This window comes from Marinobacter sp. SS21 (assembly GCF_028369065.1).
In the GTDB taxonomy this organism is placed as follows: Bacteria; Pseudomonadota; Gammaproteobacteria; order Pseudomonadales; family Oleiphilaceae; genus Marinobacter.
Window position 1 is genome coordinate 31711 of the sequence record NZ_JAQNDA010000002.1, and the last position, 24732, is coordinate 56442.

Below are 24732 nucleotides of genomic sequence, written 5' to 3' on the forward strand. Positions count from 1 at the left end.
TGCGAACTAGCACCCCAAGGCCATGTATTCACAACTATGCATTTTTCCATTTCGATCCCTGAAGGCTCTCTTGCTCGGGAAGTACCAGCTTAAGCGGTCCCTGAAAATGCTGTCATTGAGCAATCGTGCGTCGGCATTGTCGTACCCTTGTTCACCGGGTAGCTTCATGTAACGGTCAAACCAGGCCAGCGTGTAATATTGCGCCACAGGATTGGCCCAGCCGCTGCCATTATCGCTACCATCTGCCGCAATCACCTTGCCAGCCTCCCAGTAAGATGAAGGGAATGGGTGAACCAGGCTCCAATCGTAATGGGTTGCGCTACGAATATTCACCTGGAAGGTGTCGACACCACTATCTCTCCACAAGTCAACGCCGGCGTTCTTGTTCTCTGTGGGCGGTTCCCTGTGGGGCGAAGGCAATAAAAAATAATCCCCCGCCTGCCCCATCGATGGCACCCGTGGGGTAACACTTATGCCATCGAGATTATCCTCCAGCATTAAGTTATCCCACGCGACCGCCGCTTTTATGGGGTTGCTCGCATGCATCGTTCCCTTCCAATCCGTCTCGCCCTGCACTACAGAAACGGCAATCGCTCCCATCGAGTGCCCAGCTATCCCTAACCGTCCTCGATCCAGCAGTTCGAATATTGGGTTGAACTCAGTGGTGTTGGCTAAGTTAAAGTCAGATATAGGGCCTGGTGCCCCAGGTAGGTTGTGTGGGTAAGGTTCATCCGGGGTTGAGTAGAAGAAGTCAATGGCGTCAATCAGGTTGCGTCGAAATACCACGGGATTGGCGTTGCTACCCAACTCACCGTCTGGGGTTGAACTGTCTGAATAACCTTGGCCCCGTGGGTCAAAGGTCATGACCAGATACCCATTTTCGACCAACAGTTGCGCCGCCCACCAGTAAAGTGTTTCGGGGGCTTGCACTGAGCCATTCAGAATGACCACGGCCGGATAGGTCTTGCCCGGTATGGTTTCTTTGGGAGCCCATACCCGACCACTAAGGCGGGCACCTTCGTTATCGTAGAAGTTAACAGGGAAAAACACCCCGACTGTGTCGTACCAGTCGTCCGATCCTGGGTGACGGAACGGATCGCCAGCGCAGTGGGGAATGATGGAACCGCACAAGTTCAACGTACTGTTCCAGAAAGGGTCTGTAAGTAGGCGCTCAGTAAATGCGAGGGTGCTTTTTATACCTTCCTCGATGAGGGCAGCTTGAAATTCGACATCCAGGAGTTGCCGTGGGCCGGCCTCGGTGGCAAGTGCAAAGTTTTGCTCCTCACACTTATCCCATTCTGGTGACGGGTACGTAGCGGCTCGACACGCTGAAACCGTCACGGGTTCTTCGGGCTCGGTAGGTTCTTCCGGTTCGGTTTGTTCTTCAGTGTCAGTCGCTTCTTCAGGCTCAATTGGTTGTAGTTGAGTTGTATTTGTATCCTCGGAATCGGTACCACATCCGGTCATTAGGACCAGTAGGAAGCTAGCTATTAGTATGTTCCTGAGCAAGTTGTTCTTGTTTATCGTCTTCATATTCGAACTCTTTATTGTTGATTATTGAGGTTGATGACAGCCAGATTCCCCTATTAAGCAACGGTGCCCGAATGGTTCGTGATGCCTTGTCAAGTATTGCTGGGCCACTATAATCCGGAATTTAGCTAGTTTCCGTGGCACTTTGTGCCAGGCGTCACATTTTGTGGTCGGCATTTATGGTACGGGTGGCGAGAGCGGCGGTCGCCGCCATACGCCGACAGCGAAGGTAATGATCTACAGCGAACGTAATGATTTGGTGTTTAATGGTGCCTTGTCTCTGAGTTTGTTTGGCAGTCACCATGGCACGCACGCCCCCTTGGACCAATGAGAACCAGGCCGAACTGGATCAGGAGCGGACGCTACGCGAGGCCGAGGACAAGCGCATGAAGGACAGGGCCAGCTTTTAGTGAAACTGATTTTTTGGTCCATCCATTGCCATCACCGACAAAAGGTTGAAACGGTATGAATGACTCTCTTAACGCACAGTGCCCCTGTGCGAGCACTCAGTTCAGCCTGCAAGGCAAGGCTCTGATGCGTGGCTTTTGTCATTGCACCATCTGCCAGGCCTTCAATCAGTCGGGGTATGCCGACATTACCGTCTTCCGTGCCAAGGATGTGACGAAGCCAGACCCGGCGCTGGTTGATTTCAAGAGCTATCGCTCACCACCGGTGTTGCAGCGGGGCAAGTGCTCCCATTGCCACAAACCGGCCATCGAATATTTTCACCTGTTTCCCATGCCGGAACTGGTCATTGTTCCAACCGCCAACATCCTGGATTCTGCCCTGATTCCTGAGCCATCGCTGCACATCTTCTACAATCGTCGTGTTGAGGATATTCAGGACAACCTGCCCAAATACAGCGGTTACCTCCGCAGCCAGCTTGCCTTCGGGCAACAGCTGGTGATGGCCCTGTGGAGGCGTGGTCGGTAATCCAGGCGAAAAAGTTGGGCTCGCGCAGAGTTTTGATTCTAGAATGTTTTTTTTCAATTATGTTCAGGGAGAGTCGATGCACCCCAACCGGCAGGCAATCGCATTTGGAAGTTTGGTATTTCTGGTGGCGATCTTCATCGGCCTCATTTTGCTGGCGTTGTGGGCATGGCCGAAGTACAAGGTCTATAAACAGGAGATGGACGGCATTATCAATCTCTCAGGACTGTCTGAGCCTGGGGCGCGTGAGGCACATGCGTAGCAATCAACTGGCCACCGGCTCAGGCCAGCGGGTATCGTGCAGTTTGATTGAAGGCCGACCGGGGATGTCCTGATCATTGCCTCCTCGCGCACCCGTTGCCGGTCATGACAATTCCGGGGGGCGGGCAGACAGTGTGGGCGGGGTAATCAGTGATGAGGGGGCAATACCAAATAACTGGCGAAAATCCCGGGTCATATGAGCGTGATCAAAGTAGCCGTGATCAATGGCTACATGGCTGAGGTTGATTCGGTTGTGGCTACCCCTTTTGATCGCCCTGAGGGCCACATTGGCTCTGGCTATTTTCCCCAGTCGCTGAGTACTCAAGCCAACCTCAGAACTGAAGTGGCGTTGCAGGTATCGCTCAGACCATCCGCTGGCTTGGCAAAGCGTGCTGATGGGCAGCGGGGTCGACCGTTCGAGAATCAAATTAACCACACTCTGCAGGACAGTGTGGCGCTCTGTCGGGGCTTGAACCAGGCCTAGCAGCCATTGGTCAAGAAGTGACACTCGATCTTGCCAACAGTTGGTAATGTTGAGCGATTTTAGAATGGCTTGCGTAGCCACTCCGGCACCAGCAAGGGGTATGTGGGTATTTAGGTACTCAGTGGCGGGTAATTGAGAAAAGCGAGCCTGGGCGCCCGGTTGAAACCGAATGCCGATCACGTCGGCCTGGTCGACGCCCAGTAATCGATTGCTTGTTCCCGTTGATGCATCAAAGACGCCTCCATGGCTGCAGCTACCCGTCGCGAAATCAAGCTGGCCATCAATCACCAGAATCCATCCGCTACCGCCCTCAATCGGCATCAGATCGTCGCGAGCCAGCGAGCCCAGGTGTCGTGCGTCGATTCTCCAGTAATTCCGAACCAGATGTTGTAAGGCCGGGGCTGGCGGCGCAATTGCGAATGACGGTAAATCCATCGGTGCCTCTCGAGACCTGTCGGTTTTATACAAGCCAGGGTAATGCGGGTGATGTTAGGGTGCCTGTGATTCACGTAAACATTATGGAGTTAAAGGAAATGTTCTCACGGCAAACGATCACGCTTTTATTGGCTCTCGTTATTTTTACAGGGTGGAACTCATCAGCCAACGCCGCCGACAAGAAAATTGGTGTTCTTGTTTACGATGAGGTGCTCACAAGCGATGTAATTGCGCCAGCCGAAGTGTTTGGCGTCGCCTCGCGTAAGGCTTGGTTCTCAGATTACGACGTGGTACTGATCAATGTTGAACGAACGGCAACGGTAACGACCGAAGAGGGTGTGACCCTCGCTGTGGATGCCAACATCTACGATGACCTTGATCTGGACGTATTGATCGTGAACAGCGCTTACGAGATGGACTGGCTGTTCGAGAACGAGGATCTAACCCGATTCATGCAAGATCAGGCTACCAGGGTGGAGTGGTTAGCGAGTAACTGTTCCGGGGCCTTTCTCTATGCCCACGCCGGCCTGCTGGATGGCTATCGTGCCACCACCTGGGCTGGCGGAGAGTCCGGCTTGCAGCGCGAGTTTCCGAACATCGACGTGGTTTTTGATCGTAATGTCGTCGTTGATCGCAATCGGATCACCAGCAATGGCGGCGTGCCGTCCTACCAGGGCGCGCTGGTGCTGCTGGCGCTTATGAGTGGCGAAAGCAATGCGAAGGAAGTATTTGAAACCATTCAGCTCAACCGCCTGATTCCCTGGTCGGAGATCACCAAATACGGTCTTGAAGACTAGGTTGCCGAAGTTTGTTGTACTGATGAACGGTCCAAAACAAACCGCCGATGAGCAGTATCACCGCGATCAGCGCCAACGCTCGCGACAACCTGATATCGAAGGCGAGTCGTCGAGTCTTTTCGTTCAAAATGCAAGCAGTAGATCTGTCTCGGTTTTCTGAATACCATCTGCTTGCACGGCAAACGCCATCGGCTTGTATCCTGGTCCATAGTCATCATTCAACAGGTTGAACTGGAATGAACGATCACCCTAACGCGCAGTGCCCCTGTGCGAGCACTCGCTTCAGCCTTAAGGGCAAAGCTCTGTTGCGTGGTTTCTGCCATTGCACCATCTGCCAGGCCTTCAATCAGGCGGGCTATGCAGACATCACTATCTTTCGCGCCAAAGACGTGGCGAAGCCGGACCCGGCGCTGGTCGAACTCAAGAGCTATCGCTCACCACCGGTGTTGCAACGGGGCAAATGCGGCCATTGCCACAAACCGGCGATCGAGTATTTTCATCTGTTTCCCATGCCGGAACTGGTCATTGTTCCAACCGCGAACATCCTGGATTCTGACCTGATTCCCGAGCCCTCATTGCACATCTTCTATGATCGTCGCGTCGAAGATGTGCAGGACAATCTGCCCAAATACAACGGTTACCTCAGCAGCCAGCTGGCCTTCGGGCGGCGTCTGGTGACGGCCCTGCGGTCCAGTGATCGGTAGGTAAGCCCGATCATGGCCTGGAACCTTGCCAGATGCTTCGCGCCAGCGACGGAGCATCGAGTCCGGCGTGAAAGGTTGGTCCGGGCCGGTTATCCGAACTGGAAAAACGCCAGTTTGTTGCCGTCCGGATCGCGTACGTAAGCGCCGTAGAATTGATTGGGAATGCGTTGTCCCGGCTTGCCAGCACAGCTGGCGCCCAGCTCGATGGCTTTTTGGTATAACCTGTCCACAGCCTCTTTTGAGCCCGCCTGAAGCGCCACCATATTGCCGTTGCCGGGGAGGTTAGGCTCGCCGTCATAGGGTGTGCAGATCGCCAGCATGGGCTTGGCCATGCTTTTACCGATAAAGGCGATGCGTCCCATGTCCAGCAGAACCTTGGCGCCCAGATCGCTCAGCAAATCTGTATAGAAGTTCTTGGCGTTCCCCAAATCGCTAACACCGATGGTCACGTATCCAATCATGTTGTTCCTCGCTGGTGGTTGATGAGCATTCAGCTGCCCGATATCGCCAAGTCAGGTTAGGCGCTTCCTGGTAACTGGGGGAGTGTGGTAACTGACAGTTATGAGGTGAAAAATGACAGTCGCTCGAGCCCGATACTCCTGGATCTACTTTTTCGAAAACTCCGAAGGTGTCATCCCCGTCGCGTTACGAAACGACCGGGTGAAGTTGGCGGAGTCCTGGTAACCCAGGCGGTAGGCTGTTTCGGTGACACTGAGCCGTTCGTATGTCAGGTAGTGTTTGGCCTGCTGAATGCGCGCTTGTTGTACCAGGTCGCGGAAGCTGACGCCATCGCGTTGCAGTCGCCGATGGAGGGTGCGGGAAGACATGCCGAGCTGGGCGGCGATCGTTTCCTGGTCCGCCGGCGGGCCCGCGACCAGCAGTTGGCGCAGTGTTCCCGCCAGGCTTTTCTGGCCGTTCAACGTCTTGAGTTCGCTCTCACACTGCTTGATTGCCTGGGCGTGGGCGGTTTGATCGGCGAGCGCAAAGGGGATATCGAGCCGTGCCTTGGGGATCGTGAAGCTGGCGCAGGGCTGATTGAAGGCAATGTGGCGAATGGCCGGGCTGAGCCGCTGGTTCAGTGCCTCCTGTTCCGGGAACGTCAGCGCCACCCGCAGCTCAAGATCCCCGACCAGAAAGCGGCCCATGACGTCGAAGCTGGCGAGCAGGGTATGCACCACAAACTGTTCTGCGCGTGACGAAATGCCGGCTGCGGGAATGACCTGCAGTTGAAGGCATTGGCTGGTGTGATGAAGGTCCAGCTTTACGAGTGAGGTGATGAGCGGGAAATAGCGAGCGGCGACTTCGATGGCCCTGCCTGCATTGGGCGTGGTCAGGCCGGCATAGCCCACGGCACCGTGTGCGCTAATGTTGAGGTGGTGACCCAGTAACAGGCCCGGCAGAGTAATTCGGGTTTGTTGCTCAATGTTCAGCAGAAAGCGGTCGAGCGCGTCATGGTGAACAAACTGACCCGGACGTTGTAGCGCTTCGGCCTGAACACCGGTGCCGTCCAGCAGGTTATCCACGGGCTCGCCTGCCTGGTGCAGCAACTGGCGTAGACTGTAGACGTAGCGGGCAGCGGTTGGCGCAAACAGCGGTGGCGTGTTCATGGTAACGCCTTCTTGTTTTCAAGGTGTTTGTCAGTGTCTGAAAATGACAACAGTCTGTCAATTTCCAACCTGCGTACCTCGGTGATTACGCGCACAGTGAACGGACGAACACAACGTTTGCTGATGGAGGGATGTATGGTTTCCTGGTTGCCTTCGCGAGTCATGATTACGTTAAAGAAGGGCTTGTTCCTGTTGGTGTTTGCGGTGGCGCTGTTGCCTTACAACGCCTGGCTGAACATGCAATCTACCGAGTATTGGAATCTGTATGCGTGGTGGCCGCTGTTCGTGATCTTCGGAATTCTACCGATCGTTGATCACCTGGTTGGCAAGGACAGCTCCAACCCGTCTGAGTCCGAGGTCGAGGCGCTGTCCCAACAACGTTGGTACGCCTTCTTGACCTTGATGGCGGTGCCGGCGCAACTGGCGGTGCTGGCGTTCGGCGCCTGGGTGTTTGTCACCACGGATCGGTTCTCGTTGGCGGGGCAGGTAGGGTGGATACTGTCTTGCGGGATCGTCAGTGCCATTCTCTCAATCAACGTTGGCCACGAGCTGATCCATCGCCGCAGTCGCCTGGAGCGGGGCGCGGGTGGCTTGCTGTATGCCTCTGTTTGCTATGCGGGGTTCAAGGTTGAGCATGTCCGGGGGCATCACGTCACGGTCTCCACGCCTGAGGATGCGTCATCGTCCCGGTACGGTCAGAGTCTCTATCACTTTCTGCCGCGGGCCTACCTTCACAATTTTCTCAGTGCCTGGAGGTTGGAGGCCGAGCGTCTGTCCCGTCGGGGCTTGCCGGCACTGCATTGGCGCAATGAGCTGATCTGGTGGAACGCCATCAGCGTCGGCTTTGCGCTGGCGGCCTTCGGGCTGTTTGGCTGGGCCGGACTGGTGTTCTATCTGGGGGTGAGCTGGATGAGTTTCACCACGCTGGAAATCATCAATTACGTGGAGCACTACGGGTTGCACCGACGGAAGCTGGCAAACGGCCGATACGAGCGCACCACCCCCGCCCATTCCTGGAACAGTAACTATCTGATTACCAACCTGGGGCTGTTTCACTTGCAGCGGCACTCGGACCACCATGCCTTCCCTGGCCGGCGCTACCAGGTGTTGCGACACTACGACGGCGCCCCGCAACTGCCGACCGGGTACGCTGGCATGTATGTGCTAGCGCTGATTCCGCCACTCTGGTTTCGGGTCATGAACCCGCGGGTGCGGTCCTATTATCAGGGCGAGGAATGGCAGCTGTCGGCCGGGGATTTTGAAAGGAGCGTTCAGGCTGGTAGAGGGTCATGAGAGAAAAAGGGGGTGAGCGATGGGCCACTAACTCAGATCGATGTTTAATAAATTCACCCCCTTTCCAGGCGTTAGCCAGCCGCTAAAATGTACGGCATAGGCGGCGAGTTAGGGCTGCCGAAGCTTGGGGAGCATTAGATAGATGCACTGCGATCAACAGGACTACATTGAAATTGCCTGCACCTTTCGGCTGCCGGTACGCCTCACCTTGCGCACGGGGGAGCAGTGCGCCGGCCAGGCGGTGGACACCTGCTACAACGACCGGAAAGAAGAGTGCCTGTGCCTGGCCACCGAGTCCGGCCAACGGGTATTGCCACTGACCTCATTGGCGGCCATGGAAGCCCTGACGGAGAATCCTCATTTCCGGTCGGTGCAGTTTGATTGATGGTCGTTGCCTTTTCCCGCTTGGCTAAGCGCCCCTCGATACTAAAACCGGGTGGATGAAACTACACTGACGGGCATTCCACGGATGCATAAGGGCGAACGGACATGAGATTCGTGTTGATAGGGCTGTGTGTGCTGCTTGCTGCCAGAGCGCAGGCAGGGGAGCCGGTATTTGAGGAATACACGGTTTCCCATATTTCATCGGTGGTTGTTGTGCGGATCATCCCGCCATCTACCGAGTTCGTCGATGAGATGTTCCTGAGCAGGATGGTGGGCGCACCCGCGAACTTTGCGGGAAAGTACGTGCTTACTTATTGGGGGTGTGGAACCCAATGCCAGCGCGTTGCGGCGATCAATGTCGAGACTGGCGCGGTGTTTTATCCGGGCGATGGCGGAGCGGCGAATGGGGTTTGCTTTGAGCTCGACAGCAGGCTCCTGATCGTCAACCCCATCGACAGGGAAGGGGCCCGGCAGATTCCTGATTGGTTCTACACGTATTTCTATGAGATCACAGACGAAGGCTTCCGGCTGCTGGGCAAGAGCCGGTCGGGGTTGTCGTCTCCATGTGGCACGGCACAGGGCGTCTAACAATGACAGATCAGGCGCTTGATGGCATACGGGTAAATGGTATCGGCTACGATATTGTCAGAGCCAATCCCGGGTTGTTCTCTCCCTGGGATTACGGCATCGAGCCACACAGTCTCTGCTCGTCCAATTGGTCCGGGTATGTCGCGGGTTTCGAAGTTGTGGGCAAGCGCCTTTGCTTGTCGTCACTGAGTGTTGGCTGGTCGCGGCCCCGCAAACGGCCGGCTGATAGGGAGTTGCCGCCGGACGATCCGCTGCGGATTCTCGGCGAACTTGAACCGGCACCTCTGCCGGCTTTGAATGGGGTAACTCCAGAACCCATCAGTGGCAGCTACATGCTGTATTCCGATGTGGACATGCCCCTCGATTACACCGGCAGGCTGGTGGGCTGCAAGGGTGACCCTCGCTGGCCCGAGGCCGGGGATTGCCTGGAGTTTGTGTTTGAAGCCGGTATTTTGATGGCCGCGGTTGAAACACCCTGGAATGACCTGGTTTGACGGCCCCGTAACGAGCATCCATTAACATGCCGGAATTACCTGGAACTCCAGCGCGACCCGAAAACCCAGGGCCATCGAAGATCAAACTGGCCCGATTGCTCCGCTGTCTTGTGGCTGAGTTTGAATCGGAACATGTCCGTAACCGGTTGGCCTTGAACGACCAAATCTTCGATCTGACGGCTGGTTTGGGGTGCCTGCGGAGCCTCGGAATCGCGGACGCTGCCGTCCATCAGCTGGCCGGGCAGGGCTATGTCGTCTGGGTGGATGAGGGGGCGCGGTTCGTCTTGTCTGAGCTGGGATTTAATATCGCCAGACCGGGTAGATAAGGTCTGGGTGAGTCTGGTGGGTGACTGGCGTATCCCCCCTCACCGCTAGCTGACCCCAATACAAGCCCCCAGCGTACCTTTTCGTTCTATAGTTGGCTTAGGGAGCCTCTGAATAGCTCGGGGTTGTCTCTGTGCGCTCAGAAGGCTGTAGCAGTAAGGCGCGGTTCGCAGCCAATGGCCCTGTTTTGACAAAGAACTTGGCCTTGGCAAGAGCCGCAACGCCGCAGATGCAGCCTAAAGAGCGCGTCCTGCGGGGCATTCTGAGCCATCCACACTTCGCGTTGCGACTTTTTGCAAGGTCCTGACATTACTGCCAAGTCCAGACATGCCTAAAAAGTCGCGTCTTGAATGTGAATGGCTCTGAAAGCCAGAGATGATCCGGAGCTATTCAGAGGCTCCTTAGAACGGATCGGGCTGAATCGCTGTATCCGGGGGCTGACCATGACCCGCATCGCAACCATCGACAAGTCGGGCGCCTGGGCGCGCTGGAGACACGGCTGCGTCAACGTCCTCGGCCACCTTCCTCGTGTGCTTGCCTTCTCCCTGCTCAGCCCGTGGCTGGCCGCCCAACCACACCTGGACGACTGCATCGCCAGCGAGGTGCAGCCGGAGGCCATTGACCTGGACCAGCCCCGCAATCTGCTCACGCGGCAGAGTGATCTTGTGATTCCGCAAGGGGCTCGTATCGGCGATATTCGTATCGTTCGCCGTCCCATCTTTGACCTTAGTGACCCGCAGCAGGACAACGTGTTGTACCGGGCACTGAACGCCCTCAATACACCCACCTGGGAATCGGCGCTGCGTGCCCAGCTGCTGTTCCGGGAGGGCGATCGGTACCAGCCGGAGCTGCTCGCCGAGTCCGAACGCCTTCTCCGTGAGCGAGAGTACCTGACGGCGGCCTGGGTTGGCGTGACCCGTATCTGCGGGCAAGAGCTGGAGGTGAGCGTTCTGGTGCGGGACACCTGGACACTGCTGCCCAGCGTGGGAGCCTCGCGCTCCGGTGGTGAGAACACTGCTAACACCGGGATCTCCGACCCGAATTTTCTGGGGTCGGGTAAGAACGTGGGGATTGGCTACCGCCGGGATCCCGACCGTACCGAAACCAGTGTGTTCTACGACGATCCCAACGTACTCGGCTCCCGCTGGCAAAGCGGCTTTGCCTTCGATGACCGCAGCGACGGCCATGGCCGCAGGGTCTATGTGCAGCGTCCTTTCTACCGCGAGGCGGCCAGCTGGCGGGCCGGGCTCAGTGCTGAAGACGATGAGCGCGAGGAGTCCCGCTTTGTCGGCGCGGAGGCCATCGCGGATTACCGTCGCAGCCTCGAAAGCGTCAGCGTCGATGTGGGCTGGCGTCTGGCGGAGCGGGGTGAGCGCCAACTCCGGTTGCTGACAGGCTACCGGTACGAGGCGCTGGAGTTTACTCGCCTGCCGGACGAGCCGGCGTTGGACGTTCTGCCGACGGACCGCACCCTGAGTTACCCCTGGATCGGATTCGATTACCGGGAGAACCGGTTCCGCGAAATGGTGAACCTGACCCGACTGCAGCGGGTTGAAGACGTGCGGGATGGCTTCGTGTGGCGCACTGAGCTGGGATACTCGCCCACCGGGCTCGGCGCCACCGAGGACCGCGTCGTGCTCGGAATGGACTTCGAGGATGCGCTGCTGGCCACCGAAACGAGCTTTGCACGTTACGGCGTCGGCCAGCGTGGCAACTATCGGCTCGACGAAGATCGTTTTGAGAATCTCCAGGGCACGCTCGATGTGGAGTACTTCCATGGTGGCTCCGTGCACTGGAACAGCTGGTATACCCAGCTGTCCTTCACCGCCGCTTACAACCTGACCGCGGACCAGACGCTGCTCATCGGCGGCGACAACGGTCTGCGGGGTTACCCCAGTGAGTATCAGCAGGGCAACCGACGTGTGCTGTGGACCCTGGAGCGGCGTTATTTCCCGCCTTGGTACCCGTTCAAGCTGTTTCGCCTCGGCGGCGTGCTGTTCACCGACGTGGGGCGAGCCTGGTTTCATGACGGCCGCAACAACGGCCCGGACGACGGGGTGCTGACGGACCTGGGCTTTGGGTTGAGGCTGGCGTCGAGTCGAATTGAAGTCCAGAGGATATTGCACCTGGATTTCGCCTTTCCGCTGAACGGCGACGACAGCATCGACTCCGTGCAGGTGTTGTTGCGGGGGAGGGCCGAGTTTTAGCGGGACACTGGGTTACTCCGGATCGTCGCCGAGTTTTGTGAATGAAGTCGGAATCGGAAGGTTTTGACGCTTAGTCCCCGGTCAGCCGGCTCAGCGACAGATCCTTCTCCAGCCGGTAGGTGTCGAAGTCCCGGGCCAGGAACAGCCGGCCCTGATACTGCTGCCGGGCTTCGGCGGCCACTTGGTCGATGTGGGGCGTGCCGCCGGGTTCGCTCTGGTAGCGGGAACTGAAGTGAGTCAGTACCAGGTTGGGCAGGTGGGCCTGCTGGGCGAAGCGGGCAACTTGCCTGGCGGAGCTGTGCTGGGGCCAGGGGCCGACCCGGTCGGCCACTTCCTGGGTGTAGGTGGCCTCGTGAATCAGTACATGGCTGCCTTTGCTGGCCTCGGTCAGCAGCTCCGGGGTGTCGTTGTCTCCGGCCACGATCAGGCGGCGGGCGACCCGTGGAACCCGGGTGTAGTCGTCACTCCTGAGCAGGCGGCCGTCATCCAGCTGTACGTCCTTGCCGTTTTGCAACTCGCCCCAGCTCGGCCCCGGTTCTATACCGTCCGCCCTTAGCTTGTCCTGTAACAGCTGTCGCTCCAGATTCCGTTCGGTGAACACATAAGCACGGCAGGAGACGCGATGGGACAATGCCACGTTGGTCACCCCGACGTGTTCATCCTGCCAGTGGAATTCCGGCTTCTCGGAATCGATGAAGTTCAAGGGATAGCTGAGGCTGGAATCGCTGTTTTCAATTACGGCGTTGATGAAACGTTGTACCTGAATGGGGGCGATGACATCGAGCGGTTCCGTGCGACCCAGCATGGAGGCGCTCGACAGCAACCCCGGCAGGCCGAAGGTGTGATCGCCGTGGATATGGGTGATGAACACCGCCCGCAGTTGCATGACGGAGTAGCGGGTGTGCAGCAGCTGGTGTTGGGTGCCTTCGCCGCAATCCACCAGATACCAGGGCTTGGGGCCGGAAGGGCACAGGGCCAGGCCGGTCACGTTGCGCAACTTTGTCGGCGTTCCGGCGGAGGTGCCCAGAAAGGTGAATTCCATGGTTTTCGAGGTCCCGTGTTTCTTGAAGGCCAGAGTTTCTCGTCTCGCAATCGGGCCTGTCCCAGGCTCGCCAATTTTGCTGAAAGGCGAAACCTATGCCATTGTTTCCATAGTCTGGTGCAACAGGCAAGGGAGGACGAAGCATGCGACGCTTTATACGTCACCCAACCGGTTTTCCAATTCTTGTTTTCTCCATGGACAGCGCCAATGGCGATGAGGCCAGTCTGTGCGACATCAGCCAGGGCGGGCTGGCCTGCAGTCTCCGGCGAGAGCTTCCGTCGGGTGCTGCGGTGGCCATGGGCATCCCTTCACTTCAACCGGATTATCGGTTCTCGGGGCAGGTGGTCAGGTGCAACCCCTGTTCCGATGGCTACCGAATCGGGATCCAGTTCCGTGATGATACCGAATCCTTCAAAAGCAAAATGGTTGAGCAGGTCTGCCAGATAGAACACTATCGCCAGGAGCTCAAACGGGATGGGCGTGAACTGGACAGCGAGACCGCAGCGCGAGAATGGATAGCCCGCTATGGCAGTGAGTTTGCGAGGGTCTTTGCGGGTTAATCAGAGGCTTCTTTGGGCTGGGGGCTGCCCGCTTTGGCGGTGTCAGGTCTTCACGCAGACGAACAGGGCGTTTCCGGAGCGCTGGTCCCAGGGCACGATGCGCTCGTAGTCGTGCTCGAAGATGTGAACGTCAAAGTAGGGCACCAGCAGGTGGCGGAAGTCCTCGAAGCCCAGCGCCACCATGGCATGTTCGTCCAGCCATGACTGGGTGACCCCCTGATGGGTTTTCTGGATGCTGAGGCGCAGGGACTGCCTCTCACCCTGGCCGCCATAGTGCCAGCCGGACTGGAACACGAAGTGGCTGTCGTCATGCTGTACGGTGTGAGCGACAGAGCGGCTGTTGTCGATCTTGTTCTTGTCCACGGCGTTGAAGCAGAACACGCCGTTGGGACTCAGCGCGCGGTGGGCACTGCGGATGCAGGCGTTGAGTTTGTCGATGCCGTCACTGTAGTGAATGGAGTAGAGAAAACAGGTAATCAGGTCGAACGGCTGTTCGAACTGGAAGTCGCACATGTCCTGACAGCTGAACTGCGCCTCGGGACAGCGTCGCTGGGCGATGTCCAGCATCGGCTGGTTGATATCCAGGCCATGGCTGCGGTAGCCGTAGTCGATAAAGTGGCGAATATGGGGCGCGGTGCCGCAGGCCAGATCCAGATGGTGGTTGCCGCCGGGGCCGAACAGCTGGTGGAGCCTGCGCACGCCAGAGCTTTGCGTGGCGTAGTCGATATCCGCGCACATCAGGTCGTAATAGCCCGACAAGTCGGTGTATAAGGCATTCGAAGACATGGGGACCTGGCGCGACGGGCGGGCAATTTCTGAGGGTGGCGTATCGTATAGCAAATGATCAGTGACGGGAAGCCTGATGAGGGAGACTATACTGGCTATAGCTGAAGGCCGGAATGCATGGTGTCATGTTTGACAGCGTGTTCGTACAGATTGGGGTCATTGTTGGCTTGGCGGCCGCCGCAGGAGGTGCTGCCCAGCTGCTACGTCAACCTCTGATCGTTGCGTTTATTGCGGTTGGAATCCTGCTTGGCCCGTCTGCGATTGGCATGGTGTCGCTCAGGTCGGAGATCGAGCTGTTTGCTCGCCTCGGTATCGCCCTGCTCCTGTTCGTGGTCGGCCTGAAGCTCGACGTCCATATTATCCGCACAGTTGGCCCAGTGGCATTGGCGTCCGGATTGGGGCAGGTGTTCTTTACTTCCGTGGTGGGCTACCTGATCGCCTTGCTGCTGGGGATGTCGCAGGTCACGGCGATCTATGTCGCGGTGGCGCTCACTTTTTCCAGTACGATCATCATCGTCAAGTTGCTGTCGGACAAGCGGGAGGTGGATTCCCTGCACGGTCGGATCGCGGTGGGATTCCTGATCGTGCAGGACATCGTTGTGGTTCTGGTCATGATTGGCCTGACAGCGTTCGGGCAGGCCGGTGATGATGTCAGTATGAGCAGGGAGGCCTTGAAGATCCTGCTCAAGGGCGGGGCCTTCCTCCTGACCGTAGCGTTGCTGATGCATTACGTACTGCCGCGCTTGCTGCACCGGCTGGCACGCTCGTCTGAACTGCTGATGTTGTTTGCCATTGCCTGGGCGGTGTTGGGTGCCGTGGCAGGGGAGGTGCTCGGTTTCAGCAAGGAGGTGGGGGCGTTCCTCGCGGGGGTTTCCATCGCCTCCACACCGTACCGGGAGCAAGTGGCTGCGCGTCTGGTCAGCTTGCGCGATTTCCTGCTGCTGTTCTTTTTTATTGAGTTGGGAGCGAGTCTGAACCTGGGCACGCTAGGAGCCCAATTGGGGGCTTCGGTGATCTTTTCGCTGTTCGTGTTGGTGGGCAATCCGCTCATCGTTATGGGCATCATGGGGTATATGGGATACCGGAAACGGACTGGTTTCCTGGCCGGTCTCACGGTCGCCCAGATCAGTGAGTTTTCGCTGATCCTGGCGTCGCTTGGGCTAAGTCTGGGGCATCTGCAACAGGAGACGCTTGGTCTCATCACCTTGGTCGGCCTGATCACCATCAGCGTCTCCACTTACATGATCCTTTATTCCCATCCGCTGTACGAGCGACTTGCGCCCTGGTTGTCCATATTTGAGCGCAAGGTTCCCCACCGGGAGCTAGACAGCCAGTTAAATCCTTCTGCCAGGGTAGATGCGCTGTTGATTGGCCTTGGCAGATACGGCGCGGCGCTGGCGGCGAACCTGCGTGAACGGGGTTGCCGCATGTTGGCCGTGGATTTCGATCCCACTGCGGTGCAGCGGCATGTGCGTGATGGCTACATGGTGCATTACGGTGATGCGGAGGACCCCGAGTTTGTGGCTACACTGCCGTTGACTGAGACCCGCTGGGTGGTCAGCACCATTCGCGATAGTGGCATCAACAATAGTTTGCTCCATGGCCTGAGACAGCAAGGATATCGTGGCAAGGTCGCCGTTGCCTGTTCCAGTCCTAGAGATGCGATCAGATTCGAGCAGGCTGGTGTAGACCTGGTGTTGATTCCATACTCGGATGCCGCTAAGGAAGCCGCTGACCTAATCCTGGCCGATGCTGAATCCGAAGAGTAGGTATTGAAAACTCGGGTAAGGAACTGTAAGCCCCGGTAATATTGGTTGGCTTCAGACGCCAAATGGTCAATGTGGGGCGTGCCACTTGCTCGGCGGAGCTGCCTGGAAAGGTGAATTCCATGGTTCCTCGTTTGGTGATCTGGTGCATCAGGAACCAGGAACCAGGAATCAGGAATCAGGAATCAGGAATCAGGAATCAGGAATCAGGGAAAGGGGGTAGGTCAATGCAACCATCCCCCCCTGCCTGGAGCCTATTTACGCCGGCTTAGATCTGTTTGTAAACCACCTCGGACAATTCGCTGCGATTGCCCTCGGTGTCCAGGGTGCGGATGGCGAAGTACCAGGTGCCGGTGGTGAGTTCGTCCACCAGCAGCTCGTCCACCGAGCCATCGCCGATGGCCAGGGTCTGGTCCAGGTTTTCGGCGTTGATGCCGTAGGCTACTTCAAAGCCGGCGATCTCGCCCATGGCGAGGCTTTCGCCGTCGACGCGGGTCAGCGGCGCGGTCCAGCTCAGCAGGGCAGCGTTGGCTGGAACGCTATTGTCGGCGCTACCTCCACCGGTGGAGCTGTCGTTGGTGGTGTCGTCAGTGCTGTCGCCGCTGTCCGCCACGTCGGTATTGGTGTCGCCATACACGTCGGCAAGGGTCTGGAAGCGCTGCACGTTGCGAGACTCCACCACCGCCAGCTTCTGGCTCACCAGGCTGGACTCCGCCAGGGTCTGCAGCTCGGACGCCTGGATGGCGGCGGCGGTCACCAGATCGGCCAGCGCCACATCGGTGCCGTCACCGGTCACACTGAGCCGGCCGGTGTCAGTGACCTGCACCGTCATGTCGTTGAGGACATCGGAAATGCTGTGCCACTGTGGATTGTCGTTCACCAATGCCAGGAAGGCGGCGTTGGCAATGGCGACCTGCATGGCATCGGCCGAGACATCGCTCATGTCATCGAGCCGGGTCAGATCCGGTGGCGCCAGGCGCAACGCGCCAGCACTCAGGCCGAACCAGTCTTCCACTGTTGCGTAAGCGCTGGACAGCGCCTCGGCTGACAGTCCGTTGCCACTGCGCTCCGCCAGGGTGACGGCCATGTGGGTCAGGGGGGTCAGGTAGACGGTTTCCGTGGTCAGATCGCCGGCGCCACTCAGCACGAAGTTGTGGTCCAGAGGCAGGGGTTGACCAAAGGCAACCGGGGCCGCGCCGGCCTGGTCGCACTGGGGAACCACGTCGCAGATCATCCGAGTATCGCTGTCTGCCACAAGCTCCACCAGGGCCCAGCCATCGGCTTTGCCGCGCAATTGCAGCTCGTAGCTGCCATCGGCTGCGGTCCGTACCGGTTTGGTGGACTGGCGTTGCGGACGGTAATGGCCGTTCTTATCGGCAACCAGGCGTTTGGCGGACACCAGTCCTTGCTGAATCACGCCTTTCACGGCGGCGCCGGCAATGTCCACCGTCGCTTCGGTTGAGCCTGGTGCTGAGGCATCGCTGCCATCGCCACCTCCACCGCAACCGGTCAGCAAGGCCACCGCTGGCAGGACCCAAAGACCGTGTTTTGCCAATTTGTTGTCGAAAATAGACATGGTTATCCGCCAAATAATCGTTAAGTTCCGGTCCATCATAAGGCTGCTGTGGCCGGCTGGATGCGGCCTGGTTCAGGGTTTTTCGGGCGGCGATCGTCAGCAATTTGACGGTTACCTGAAGATGCATGCTGAGACCAATTGTTACGCTGTGGCGGGTAGTGTGTTTTGAGTAATTCTCTGTTTTAAAAGGGTTCGCATGCAAAGAGCCGATTCCCGATCGGCGGAGCCGGGCAGTTCAGCCGGCGGGGCCTTACAAAATTAAACAGTGAAATCGACGGGCTGAGCCGCGAAACCGGGGCAGGCCGGTGGCTGCGCCGGCTGTCCTGTTCAAATTTTGACGGCGAGGCGTGAGTTCGGTTGTTCAGGCGAGGTGATCAATCGCTTTGATGTCGAAGTCGGTAGCCGGTATTCGACTAATCTACGACGCGTTCATGATGGACGGCGTTCATACCTTCAAAAGGAGAGTCTTATGCCTGGCAATACCATTCGACTGCACCGTGTTCTGCGTGGTACTCCCGAGCGCGTATACCGCGCCTTTACCGATCCTGAGGCCATGGTGAAATGGCTGCCGCCCCATGGGTTCACCGGCAAGGTGGACGAAATGGACGCCCGTGTGGGCGGGGGCTACCGCATGTCATTCACCAATTTCAGTACCGGTAAGCAACACGCGTTTGGCGGTCGTTATGTCGAATTGAAACCCGGTGAGCTGATTCGCTACACGGACCAGTTCGATGATCCTAACCTGCCCGGCCAAATGCAGGTGACCGTCTCCCTTAAGCCGGTACTTTGCGGCACAGAATTGACCGTGGTTCAGGAAGGGCTGCCGGAGGCCATTCCAGTGGAGTTCTGTTATCAGGGCTGGCAGGAATCGCTCAACCTGCTGGCCTTGCTGGTGGACCCGGAGATCCCGGACGAGGAGTGAGTGAAGCGGATCAAGTCTCCCAGGGCGGGACGGCCGGGCCGGATCTGCGGGGGCGTCTATACTGAAATAATCGTACAGGCGCCTATGAATAACTTCGGGTCCTCTCCGGCATTCAGAGCCATTCACCAGCAAGGCGCGTCTTGATGACGCAACGCGCAGAGACGATTCGGGGTTATTCCGAGGCTCCTTTACCAATCGAGTGGCAGCGGCATGCGCGAACTGGATGCTCGGGAATACTGGGAGGCGCAGGGACCGGCGTATTTTCATGAACTCTCCACCTTCGGAGCGCTACCGGATGAGGTGGTGCGGCGTCTGTTGCTCGACGGTCGGGTGATCCAGCTCGACGCCGGAGAGCTGCTGTACAACGTCCGTGAGCGTAGCGACGCTTTCTATATTGTGTTGAGCGGCAAAATGAACACCATCATGCCTCGCTCGGATGGCGGTTGGGCCATCGCCCGTTGCCATGAGCCGGGCGAAGACATGGGCTTCGTTCCCATGATCGCACTCAGGGATCGGCCTGCTCGCACCAGTGCCGAGGAGGCATCGGTGGTTCTGGAAATCCGCGTCGATCAGTTTTTTCAACTGCATCAGGATGAACCCGATGCCTTCGGCCTGATGCTGCTCAATCTCACTCGCGGTATGGCGCGGGCCATCATCAGCATGGCGACGGTGATGGCGGAACAGGAGCATCAGCTCCATAAAGCCTATTTGATGGAGCTTGAAAGCCGGCGGCAGATGGCTCCCCCCTCGTCAAAGCCGTCCCACGACACCTAAGGCCCCGATCAATGAAGCCGGTTCCCCGGATCAGTAGGACGGGCTGAGCGGGCATTGAGGCTCCTGGCGTTCATGGTCGCATCGACGGCGGGCCCGCCTCAATTCAGGCCTGCCCGGGGCGGGTGCTGAGCCGGACCACCCGCCGGATAGAGGGAGATCGGCGGTTCCAGCAACGGAGTGACGACCAGGAAACGCGGCAGAATCAGCCGGAGCGTTTACTCTGCCGATACTCACTGGGCGTCAGCCCCGTCCAGCGCTTGAAAGCCTTTCGGAAATTTGCCGCCTCAGAGAATCCCACCTGAGCGGAAACGACCTCCACCGGCAGGTCCGGCTGATCGAGGAACTGTTTGGCCAGGCTGCAGCGAATCTCGTCCAGCACCCCTTGATAGGTTTTGTTTTCACTGGCCAGCTGCCGGTGGAGCGTCCGCGTTGATAGCCCTACTTGTTCCGCGAAAACGTCCGCCGCGGGAAACCTGCCTCGATGATTGAGGCACGCCAACCGTATCTGTTCGATCAGAGAGGATTCCTCGGGTAGGTTTGCCAGCAGTTGGCGGCAGAGGTCAGCGGTCAAGGCTGCGGTGATCGGATTCGCGTTGGGGCAGTCGGCGTTCAGAATCTCGGCGTCAAAGCGCCACTCCATAACGTCACAGTTAAAGCTTACCGGACAACGAAAGACCTCCTGGTAACGATGCCAGTAATCGGGGGCTGGATAGGGGAGACGCAGGCTTCGGGCCGGGAAGCGGTCTTCAAGGATGAAGTTGACCAGTGCCTGGATCGACGATAACCAGAACTCGGTGGCCAGGGGCAGTAACTCGCCGAGCTCCATCAGCTGCCGCCCGCAAAAAACGCCTTCGTCGCCTTCAACGTGGAAGGCCTTTTCGAACACCGGCCCCATCAGGCGAACGTGCCTGATGCCGAAGTCGACCGCCTGGCCGAAGGTGCTGCAGCTCTGCAGGGCATAGCCGTATATCCCGAAATCACTGATTCGTTGGCGCTGGCCGGCACGCAACCCGCTGTCCGGTTCGCGCATACGCTGGTGCATGTTCTTGAAGATCAGAATTTTTTGCTGGTGGGATATTCTGGTGTCCGGTTCATTGAGCATTGCGAGCGACAGCCCCGTCCCTTCCAGCAGCGCCGCGGCAGGAACGTCCTGGGTTTCCATTTCCTTCACCAGTGCCGCCAGTCCCAACGTGCTGTGCTGTTGTACGTCGAGTTTGTGGCCGTAGGAGCCTTTTACCTTTCCGCGCATGCTTAACTCCCTGTCTCCAGGTGGCAGAAATTAACCCCCATACTGACACATTTCAACCTCGTCCGACCTCGCCAACCTCGCCAACATAGGCTCACTGCTACACCACACAACAATAACTATGAGGTTCGGAGATGAAAAAGCTTCCTTTGGCGCTTGCCATGGCGTTTCCATTTGTTGGTGTCCCGGCGCTGGCTGGCGAGGCCGACACAGACACAGACCACATCGTTCGCATCGGATACGCCGACATTCGGTTCAATGTTGATTCCGGAGAGCTGGCAGGACCGCCGGGTACGACCCCACCGGGCGTGACGGTTGCGGTACGGGACACCGCTACCTTGGCGTTGGTTTACGAGTATCGACTGTCGAAAGCGTGGTCCTTGGTGGCCCAGGCCGGAACGCCGCCCACCATTGAGATGGAGGGCGATGGTGCCGCTGCGGCCTTGGGCAAGGTGGGTAGCGTCAAAGCCTGGTTTCCCGCTCTTCTGATTGCCTACAACTTCGATTTTCACTGGATCAAGCCGTACGTTGGGGCCGGCCTTAATTACACCTGGTTTTCCGAAGAAGCGGTGACACCGGCCTACACCCGAGCCTTTGGCGGCACCGCCAGCGACGCCGAACTTGAGGACGCAGCCGGTGCGGTCGTCAAGCTGGGCGCAGAGTTTCCGCTGGCCGATCGCTGGAGCGCTGGCGTGTCCTATTCGCGGTACTGGGTCAGTACGACCGCTGAGGTCACCACCCACACGCCTGGGCTCGGTGACGTGAGGCGCTCCATCGACGTGGACGCCGACCCGGACGTTTTCTCAGTCACTCTGGGATACCACTTTTAATTTTTGCCGGCATCGTATTGGCCAGCTTTCAGAAGAGAGAAAAGTGCTGTGAACGTTATGCATAACAATTCCTTCGATTACATTGTTGTCGGTGGCGGATCCGCCGGATGCGTTGTCGCCAGTCGCCTGTCGGAAGATCCGAATACCAGGGTCTGTCTGGTGGAAGCTGGAGGCCCGGACAAGAGCGTGTTGATCCACGCGCCAGCGGGCGTGGTTGCCATGATGCCAACCCGTATCAACAACTGGGCCTTTAAAACCGTCCCCCAGCCGGGCCTGAATGGGCGTCGCGGTTACCAGCCGCGTGGTAAAACCCTGGGCGGGTCCAGTTCCATCAATGCCATGCTGTACGTCAGGGGGCATCGAAGTGACTATGATCACTGGGCAGAGCTGGGGAATCGCGGTTGGGCCTACGAGGACGTGCTGCCGTATTTCATTAAATCGGAGTCCAATGAAACGTTCGACAATCCCTTCCACGGCCGGCAAGGACCAATGAATGTTGCCGATGTTGCCTGTCCAAGTGTACTGAACAGGGCGTTCATCGAGTCGGCCAAACAGCATGGCGTCCCCTACAACCCTGACTACAACGGCGAGGATCAGGAAGGGGCATTCATGTATCAGGTGACGCAACGCAACGGCGAGCGCTGCAGCGCCGCCAAGGCGTACCTCACGCCTCACTTGAGCCGAGCAAATTTGACGGTGATCACCAAGGCACTGGTCGAAAAAGTGCTGTTGGCGTCGGGGCGGGCAGTGGGTGTCAGGCTCAAGCTGGCCGGAAAGTCCGTTGACCTGACGGCGCAACGGGAAGTCATCCTCAGCGCGGGCAGTTTCGGTTCGCCGCAGCTTCTCATGCTTTCGGGCATAGGCCCGGAACCGGAGCTGAGAAAACACGGTATTGCCGTGCAAAAGGCGTTGCCTGGTGTCGGGAACAACCTGCAGGATCACATTGACTATGTCTTCAGCTACCGCACCAGCACCGCTACCGACACCTTCGGTACCTCTGTGCCGTTCAGTTTCAAGTTCTTGAAGGCCATGCGGCAATGGCAACGGGAGCGCAAAGGCCTGGTGACCTCGCCATTTGCCGAGTCCGGGGCGTTCCTGAAGAGCACCCCGGAACTGTCACGGCCTGATCTGCAGTTGATCTTCGTGCGCGCCATCGTGGACGACCATGCCAGAAAACTTCGGCTGGGCCATGGCTTCAGTTGCCACCTGACCCTGCTGCGCCCCAAGAGCAGGGGCTCGGTCCGCCTGGCCAGCACCGATCCCGGTGACGCCCCATTGATCGATACCAACTTCTTCGCTGATCCGGAGGACATGGACGTCATGCTCCGTGGCGCCGATATTCAACGCAGCATACTGGATGGGGCGGCTCTGCAGCCCTATCGCGGCAGGTCGTTGTATCGACTGGATCAGCAAGACCGTGAAGCCGTTGAGCAGGACATCCGCAATCGGGCGGATACCCAATACCATCCGGTCGGCACCTGCAAAATGGGCACGGACCCCCTTGCCGTGGTTGACGACCGCCTGAGCGTCCACGGCGTTCCGGGGCTGCGGGTTGTCGATGCGTCGATCATGCCGACGCTGGTGGGTGGTAACACCAATGCGCCAGCAATCATGATTGGCGAAAAGGCTGCCGACATGATCCAACAAGATGCCAGGAGGGCTTGAGCCATGAACCAGATAGCCGTGTCGGCCGACACATTGGAAATCGAGCGGATGCAAGCCGTTTTTGAGCGCCAGCAGCAGGCGTTCCAGGCTCAGCCATTTCCTCAATATCAACAACGGGTAACCGCCTTGAAGGCGCTGATTGCGGCGTTGCAGCGCAACAAACACCGGATTGTCGAAGCGTTGGACGCGGATTTCGAGGGACGGGCGGCTTTTGAAACCCTGCAGATTGAGGTGTTAGGACCGATATTGCAGGCCAGGCATGCCATTTCAAGACTGCGTCGCTGGATGAAGCCCCGGCGGCGCAAGACCGAGCTGTTGTTCACTGGAAACCGGGCCTGGGTGGAGTATCAGCCCAAAGGTGTGGTGGGCATTGTTGGGCCCTGGAACTTCCCGCTGTACCTTACCTTGGGCCCCCTGGTGACGGCTCTGGCGGCTGGCAACCGGGCCATGATCAAGGTGTCCGAGCTTTCACCCAACAGTCGGCAGGTGCTTGAGACGTTGTTGCGAGAATGCTTCAGCGACGATGAGGTTGCCGTTTTTGGCGGCGAAGTGACGGCCGCCAAGGCCTTTACCCGGCTGCCCTTTGATCACCTGGTGTTTACCGGAGCGCCGGAAGTCGGGCGCCAGGTGATGCTGGCGGCCTCAGAAAATCTGGTGCCGGTCACCCTGGAACTGGGTGGAAAGTCGCCGGCGATCATCGGGCCGCAGGCCGACCTCCGGGATGCGGCGCTGCGGATTGCGCACGGTAAGAGCTTCAATGCCGGGCAAGTGTGTGTGGCACCGGACTATGTGCTGGTACCAAAGGGCCGTGGTCAGTCCTTTGCCAACGCGGTGAAATCGGCATTTGAGGGGCTGCACCAGGTGACGGAGGGCAGCAGTGAATACACCAGTATTGTCTCCGATCGCCACGCGAGGCGGCTGTACTCATTAATTGATGAGGCCGAAGCCAAGGGCGCGCAGGTGATTCGCTGCGGGCCGGAGGGAAGCCGGCAACGCCGTATGCCGTTACATGTGCTCACCCATGTGCGGGATGACATGCTGATTGCCCGTGAGGAGTTGTTCGGACCGATCTTGCCGGTGATCGAGTACGCCAGTCTGGACGAGGCCATACGCTACATCCGGCAGCGCCCGCGGCCGCTGGCGCTATATCCGATGGGAATTGGCGGAGCGGAGCTGTCGCGACTCCTGCGGGAAACCCACAGCGGCGGTGTGACGGTGGGGGATTGGGCCTGGCACGTGTTTCAGCATGATCTGCCGTTTGGCGGTATTGGAAATTCGGGCATGGGTTCCTACCATGGGGAGGAAGGCTTTGTCGCCCTGTCCCACGGTAAGTCGGTCTTTCATCGCCGACGATGGTTCCCCACGCAACTGTTCTATCCCCCTTATGGTCGGCTGGTCCAGCGATTAGCGTTGAGGTGGTATTTGGGGAGATAGAACGGTTGGTGCGCCGGGCGGAACCAGCCACGGGAGACTGCGGCAATTCTGGCGCCGCCAAGATGGGCACCAATTTTTACGGCGTGACGTTTG

24 protein-coding genes are annotated in these 24732 nt (G+C 58.3%); 16 read left to right on the forward strand and 8 right to left on the reverse strand.

What is annotated here, in order from left to right; translation table 11 throughout:
* Window positions 1-6: 6 nt before the first annotated feature.
* A complete protein-coding gene (locus N6L25_RS02425) occupies window positions 7-1533 on the reverse strand; it encodes an alpha/beta hydrolase family protein (RefSeq protein WP_271977460.1) in 1527 nt (508 codons plus the stop codon).
* Window positions 1534-1995: 462 nt separating this feature from the next.
* Between N6L25_RS02425 and N6L25_RS02430 the strand changes: the two genes are divergently transcribed.
* Together N6L25_RS02430 and N6L25_RS02435 are read left to right on the forward strand one after the other, a co-directional pair.
* A complete protein-coding gene (locus tag N6L25_RS02430; RefSeq protein ID WP_271977462.1) occupies window positions 1996-2463 on the forward strand; it encodes a GFA family protein in 468 nt (155 codons plus the stop codon).
* A gap of 76 nt (window positions 2464-2539) precedes the next feature.
* On the forward strand, window positions 2540-2722 hold the full coding sequence (locus N6L25_RS02435) for a hypothetical protein (RefSeq protein WP_271977464.1): 183 nt from the start codon (window positions 2540-2542) through the stop codon (window positions 2720-2722).
* A gap of 102 nt (window positions 2723-2824) precedes the next feature.
* Here the strand turns inward: N6L25_RS02435 and N6L25_RS02440 are convergent, their stop codons facing one another.
* Window positions 2825-3640: an AraC family transcriptional regulator gene (locus tag N6L25_RS02440; protein ID WP_271977466.1), complete on the reverse strand. Its 816-nt coding sequence runs from the start codon at window positions 3638-3640 to the stop codon at window positions 2825-2827.
* Between the two features lie 83 nt (window positions 3641-3723).
* Here N6L25_RS02440 and N6L25_RS02445 point away from each other — a divergent pair, with 83 nt between their 5' ends.
* Both N6L25_RS02445 and N6L25_RS02450 read left to right on the forward strand, forming a co-directional pair.
* The gene (locus N6L25_RS02445; protein WP_271977468.1) at window positions 3724-4437 is read left to right on the forward strand and encodes a DJ-1/PfpI family protein; all 714 of its coding nucleotides are present in this window, start codon (window positions 3724-3726) and stop codon (window positions 4435-4437) included.
* A 236-nt stretch (window positions 4438-4673) separates the two neighbouring features.
* Complete coding sequence (locus N6L25_RS02450; protein ID WP_271977471.1) at window positions 4674-5141, forward strand: GFA family protein; 468 nt, start codon at window positions 4674-4676, stop codon at window positions 5139-5141.
* A gap of 89 nt (window positions 5142-5230) precedes the next feature.
* Here N6L25_RS02450 and N6L25_RS02455 read toward each other — a convergent pair whose 3' ends face one another.
* Together N6L25_RS02455 and N6L25_RS02460 are read right to left on the reverse strand one after the other, a co-directional pair.
* Entirely contained in the window at window positions 5231-5602 is a 372-nt protein-coding gene (locus tag N6L25_RS02455; protein WP_271977473.1) for a VOC family protein, read from the reverse strand.
* Window positions 5603-5746: 144 nt separating this feature from the next.
* Window positions 5747-6748, reverse strand: a complete 1002-nt coding sequence (locus tag N6L25_RS02460; RefSeq protein WP_271977475.1) for a helix-turn-helix transcriptional regulator — start codon at window positions 6746-6748, stop codon at window positions 5747-5749.
* 135 nt (window positions 6749-6883) lie between these two features.
* Here N6L25_RS02460 and N6L25_RS02465 point away from each other — a divergent pair, with 135 nt between their 5' ends.
* The 5 genes from N6L25_RS02465 to N6L25_RS02485 all read left to right on the forward strand — a co-directional run bounded on the left by N6L25_RS02465 (window position 6884) and on the right by N6L25_RS02485 (window position 12038).
* Entirely contained in the window at window positions 6884-8041 is a 1158-nt protein-coding gene (locus N6L25_RS02465; protein ID WP_271977477.1) for an alkane 1-monooxygenase, read from the forward strand.
* 142 nt (window positions 8042-8183) lie between these two features.
* A complete protein-coding gene (locus tag N6L25_RS02470) occupies window positions 8184-8426 on the forward strand; it encodes a Rho-binding antiterminator (RefSeq protein WP_271977479.1) in 243 nt (80 codons plus the stop codon).
* Between the two features lie 104 nt (window positions 8427-8530).
* Window positions 8531-9013: a hypothetical protein gene (locus tag N6L25_RS02475; protein ID WP_271977481.1), complete on the forward strand. Its 483-nt coding sequence runs from the start codon at window positions 8531-8533 to the stop codon at window positions 9011-9013.
* Window positions 9014-9015: 2 nt separating this feature from the next.
* Entirely contained in the window at window positions 9016-9507 is a 492-nt protein-coding gene (locus tag N6L25_RS02480; protein WP_271977483.1) for a hypothetical protein, read from the forward strand.
* Between the two features lie 767 nt (window positions 9508-10274).
* The gene (locus tag N6L25_RS02485) at window positions 10275-12038 is read left to right on the forward strand and encodes a BamA/TamA family outer membrane protein (RefSeq protein WP_271977485.1); all 1764 of its coding nucleotides are present in this window, start codon (window positions 10275-10277) and stop codon (window positions 12036-12038) included.
* A gap of 70 nt (window positions 12039-12108) precedes the next feature.
* On the opposite strand, the gene N6L25_RS02490 is transcribed toward N6L25_RS02485, so the two are convergent.
* The gene (locus N6L25_RS02490) at window positions 12109-13080 is read right to left on the reverse strand and encodes a ribonuclease Z (protein WP_271977487.1); all 972 of its coding nucleotides are present in this window, start codon (window positions 13078-13080) and stop codon (window positions 12109-12111) included.
* A 143-nt stretch (window positions 13081-13223) separates the two neighbouring features.
* Between N6L25_RS02490 and N6L25_RS02495 the strand changes: the two genes are divergently transcribed.
* Window positions 13224-13640: a PilZ domain-containing protein gene (locus N6L25_RS02495; protein ID WP_271977489.1), complete on the forward strand. Its 417-nt coding sequence runs from the start codon at window positions 13224-13226 to the stop codon at window positions 13638-13640.
* Between the two features lie 42 nt (window positions 13641-13682).
* Here the strand turns inward: N6L25_RS02495 and N6L25_RS02500 are convergent, their stop codons facing one another.
* Window positions 13683-14426, reverse strand: coding sequence for a class I SAM-dependent DNA methyltransferase (locus N6L25_RS02500; protein WP_271977491.1), 744 nt, complete (start codon window positions 14424-14426; stop codon window positions 13683-13685).
* Window positions 14427-14551: 125 nt separating this feature from the next.
* On the opposite strand from N6L25_RS02500, the gene N6L25_RS02505 reads away from it, so the two are divergent.
* Window positions 14552-16195, forward strand: coding sequence for a cation:proton antiporter (locus tag N6L25_RS02505; RefSeq protein ID WP_271977492.1), 1644 nt, complete (start codon window positions 14552-14554; stop codon window positions 16193-16195).
* A gap of 265 nt (window positions 16196-16460) precedes the next feature.
* Here N6L25_RS02505 and N6L25_RS02510 read toward each other — a convergent pair whose 3' ends face one another.
* On the reverse strand, window positions 16461-17768 hold the full coding sequence (locus N6L25_RS02510) for a fibronectin type III domain-containing protein (protein ID WP_271977494.1): 1308 nt from the start codon (window positions 17766-17768) through the stop codon (window positions 16461-16463).
* 469 nt (window positions 17769-18237) lie between these two features.
* On the opposite strand from N6L25_RS02510, the gene N6L25_RS02515 reads away from it, so the two are divergent.
* On the forward strand, window positions 18238-18690 hold the full coding sequence (locus N6L25_RS02515; RefSeq protein ID WP_271977496.1) for an SRPBCC family protein: 453 nt from the start codon (window positions 18238-18240) through the stop codon (window positions 18688-18690).
* Between the two features lie 210 nt (window positions 18691-18900).
* Entirely contained in the window at window positions 18901-19464 is a 564-nt protein-coding gene (locus tag N6L25_RS02520; RefSeq protein WP_271977498.1) for a cyclic nucleotide-binding domain-containing protein, read from the forward strand.
* 202 nt (window positions 19465-19666) lie between these two features.
* Here N6L25_RS02520 and N6L25_RS02525 read toward each other — a convergent pair whose 3' ends face one another.
* Entirely contained in the window at window positions 19667-20713 is a 1047-nt protein-coding gene (locus N6L25_RS02525; RefSeq protein WP_271977500.1) for an AraC family transcriptional regulator, read from the reverse strand.
* A 131-nt stretch (window positions 20714-20844) separates the two neighbouring features.
* Here N6L25_RS02525 and N6L25_RS02530 point away from each other — a divergent pair, with 131 nt between their 5' ends.
* Genes N6L25_RS02530 through N6L25_RS02540 form a run of 3 tightly spaced genes read left to right on the forward strand, consistent with a single transcriptional unit; the run spans window position 20845 to window position 24639 of the window.
* On the forward strand, window positions 20845-21540 hold the full coding sequence (locus N6L25_RS02530) for an OmpW/AlkL family protein (RefSeq protein WP_271977502.1): 696 nt from the start codon (window positions 20845-20847) through the stop codon (window positions 21538-21540).
* 57 nt (window positions 21541-21597) lie between these two features.
* Window positions 21598-23205 (forward strand): GMC family oxidoreductase, encoded by a 1608-nt coding sequence (locus tag N6L25_RS02535; protein WP_271977505.1) that lies wholly within the window; start codon window positions 21598-21600, stop codon window positions 23203-23205.
* A gap of 3 nt (window positions 23206-23208) precedes the next feature.
* On the forward strand, window positions 23209-24639 hold the full coding sequence (locus N6L25_RS02540) for a coniferyl aldehyde dehydrogenase (protein ID WP_271977508.1): 1431 nt from the start codon (window positions 23209-23211) through the stop codon (window positions 24637-24639).
* Window positions 24640-24732: the final 93 nt, after the last annotated feature.

Bases quoted from the DNA above. Each gene is read 5' to 3' on its own strand.
- N6L25_RS02500 (WP_271977491.1), bottom strand. From the start codon at position 14,426: ATGTCTTCGAATGCCTTATACACCGACTTGTCGGGCTATTACGACCTG.
- N6L25_RS02505 (WP_271977492.1), top strand. From the start codon at position 14,552: ATGTTTGACAGCGTGTTCGTACAGATTGGGGTCATTGTTGGCTTGGCG.
- N6L25_RS02515 (WP_271977496.1), top strand. From the start codon at position 18,238: ATGCCTGGCAATACCATTCGACTGCACCGTGTTCTGCGTGGTACTCCC.
- N6L25_RS02465 (WP_271977477.1), top strand. From the start codon at position 6,884: ATGGTTTCCTGGTTGCCTTCGCGAGTCATGATTACGTTAAAGAAGGGC.
- N6L25_RS02445 (WP_271977468.1), top strand. From the start codon at position 3,724: ATGGAGTTAAAGGAAATGTTCTCACGGCAAACGATCACGCTTTTATTG.
- N6L25_RS02530 (WP_271977502.1), top strand. From the start codon at position 20,845: ATGAAAAAGCTTCCTTTGGCGCTTGCCATGGCGTTTCCATTTGTTGGT.
- N6L25_RS02520 (WP_271977498.1), top strand. From the start codon at position 18,901: ATGCGCGAACTGGATGCTCGGGAATACTGGGAGGCGCAGGGACCGGCG.
- N6L25_RS02460 (WP_271977475.1), bottom strand. From the start codon at position 6,748: ATGAACACGCCACCGCTGTTTGCGCCAACCGCTGCCCGCTACGTCTAC.
- N6L25_RS02430 (WP_271977462.1), top strand. From the start codon at position 1,996: ATGAATGACTCTCTTAACGCACAGTGCCCCTGTGCGAGCACTCAGTTC.
- N6L25_RS02475 (WP_271977481.1), top strand. From the start codon at position 8,531: ATGAGATTCGTGTTGATAGGGCTGTGTGTGCTGCTTGCTGCCAGAGCG.
- N6L25_RS02450 (WP_271977471.1), top strand. From the start codon at position 4,674: ATGAACGATCACCCTAACGCGCAGTGCCCCTGTGCGAGCACTCGCTTC.
- N6L25_RS02470 (WP_271977479.1), top strand. From the start codon at position 8,184: ATGCACTGCGATCAACAGGACTACATTGAAATTGCCTGCACCTTTCGG.
- N6L25_RS02435 (WP_271977464.1), top strand. From the start codon at position 2,540: ATGCACCCCAACCGGCAGGCAATCGCATTTGGAAGTTTGGTATTTCTG.
- N6L25_RS02525 (WP_271977500.1), bottom strand. From the start codon at position 20,713: ATGCGCGGAAAGGTAAAAGGCTCCTACGGCCACAAACTCGACGTACAA.
- N6L25_RS02440 (WP_271977466.1), bottom strand. From the start codon at position 3,640: ATGGATTTACCGTCATTCGCAATTGCGCCGCCAGCCCCGGCCTTACAA.
- N6L25_RS02480 (WP_271977483.1), top strand. From the start codon at position 9,016: ATGACAGATCAGGCGCTTGATGGCATACGGGTAAATGGTATCGGCTAC.
- N6L25_RS02455 (WP_271977473.1), bottom strand. From the start codon at position 5,602: ATGATTGGATACGTGACCATCGGTGTTAGCGATTTGGGGAACGCCAAG.
- N6L25_RS02490 (WP_271977487.1), bottom strand. From the start codon at position 13,080: ATGGAATTCACCTTTCTGGGCACCTCCGCCGGAACGCCGACAAAGTTG.
- N6L25_RS02495 (WP_271977489.1), top strand. From the start codon at position 13,224: ATGCGACGCTTTATACGTCACCCAACCGGTTTTCCAATTCTTGTTTTC.
- N6L25_RS02535 (WP_271977505.1), top strand. From the start codon at position 21,598: ATGCATAACAATTCCTTCGATTACATTGTTGTCGGTGGCGGATCCGCC.
- N6L25_RS02510 (WP_271977494.1), bottom strand. From the start codon at position 17,768: ATGTCTATTTTCGACAACAAATTGGCAAAACACGGTCTTTGGGTCCTG.
- N6L25_RS02485 (WP_271977485.1), top strand. From the start codon at position 10,275: ATGACCCGCATCGCAACCATCGACAAGTCGGGCGCCTGGGCGCGCTGG.
- N6L25_RS02540 (WP_271977508.1), top strand. From the start codon at position 23,209: ATGAACCAGATAGCCGTGTCGGCCGACACATTGGAAATCGAGCGGATG.
- N6L25_RS02425 (WP_271977460.1), bottom strand. From the start codon at position 1,533: ATGAAGACGATAAACAAGAACAACTTGCTCAGGAACATACTAATAGCT.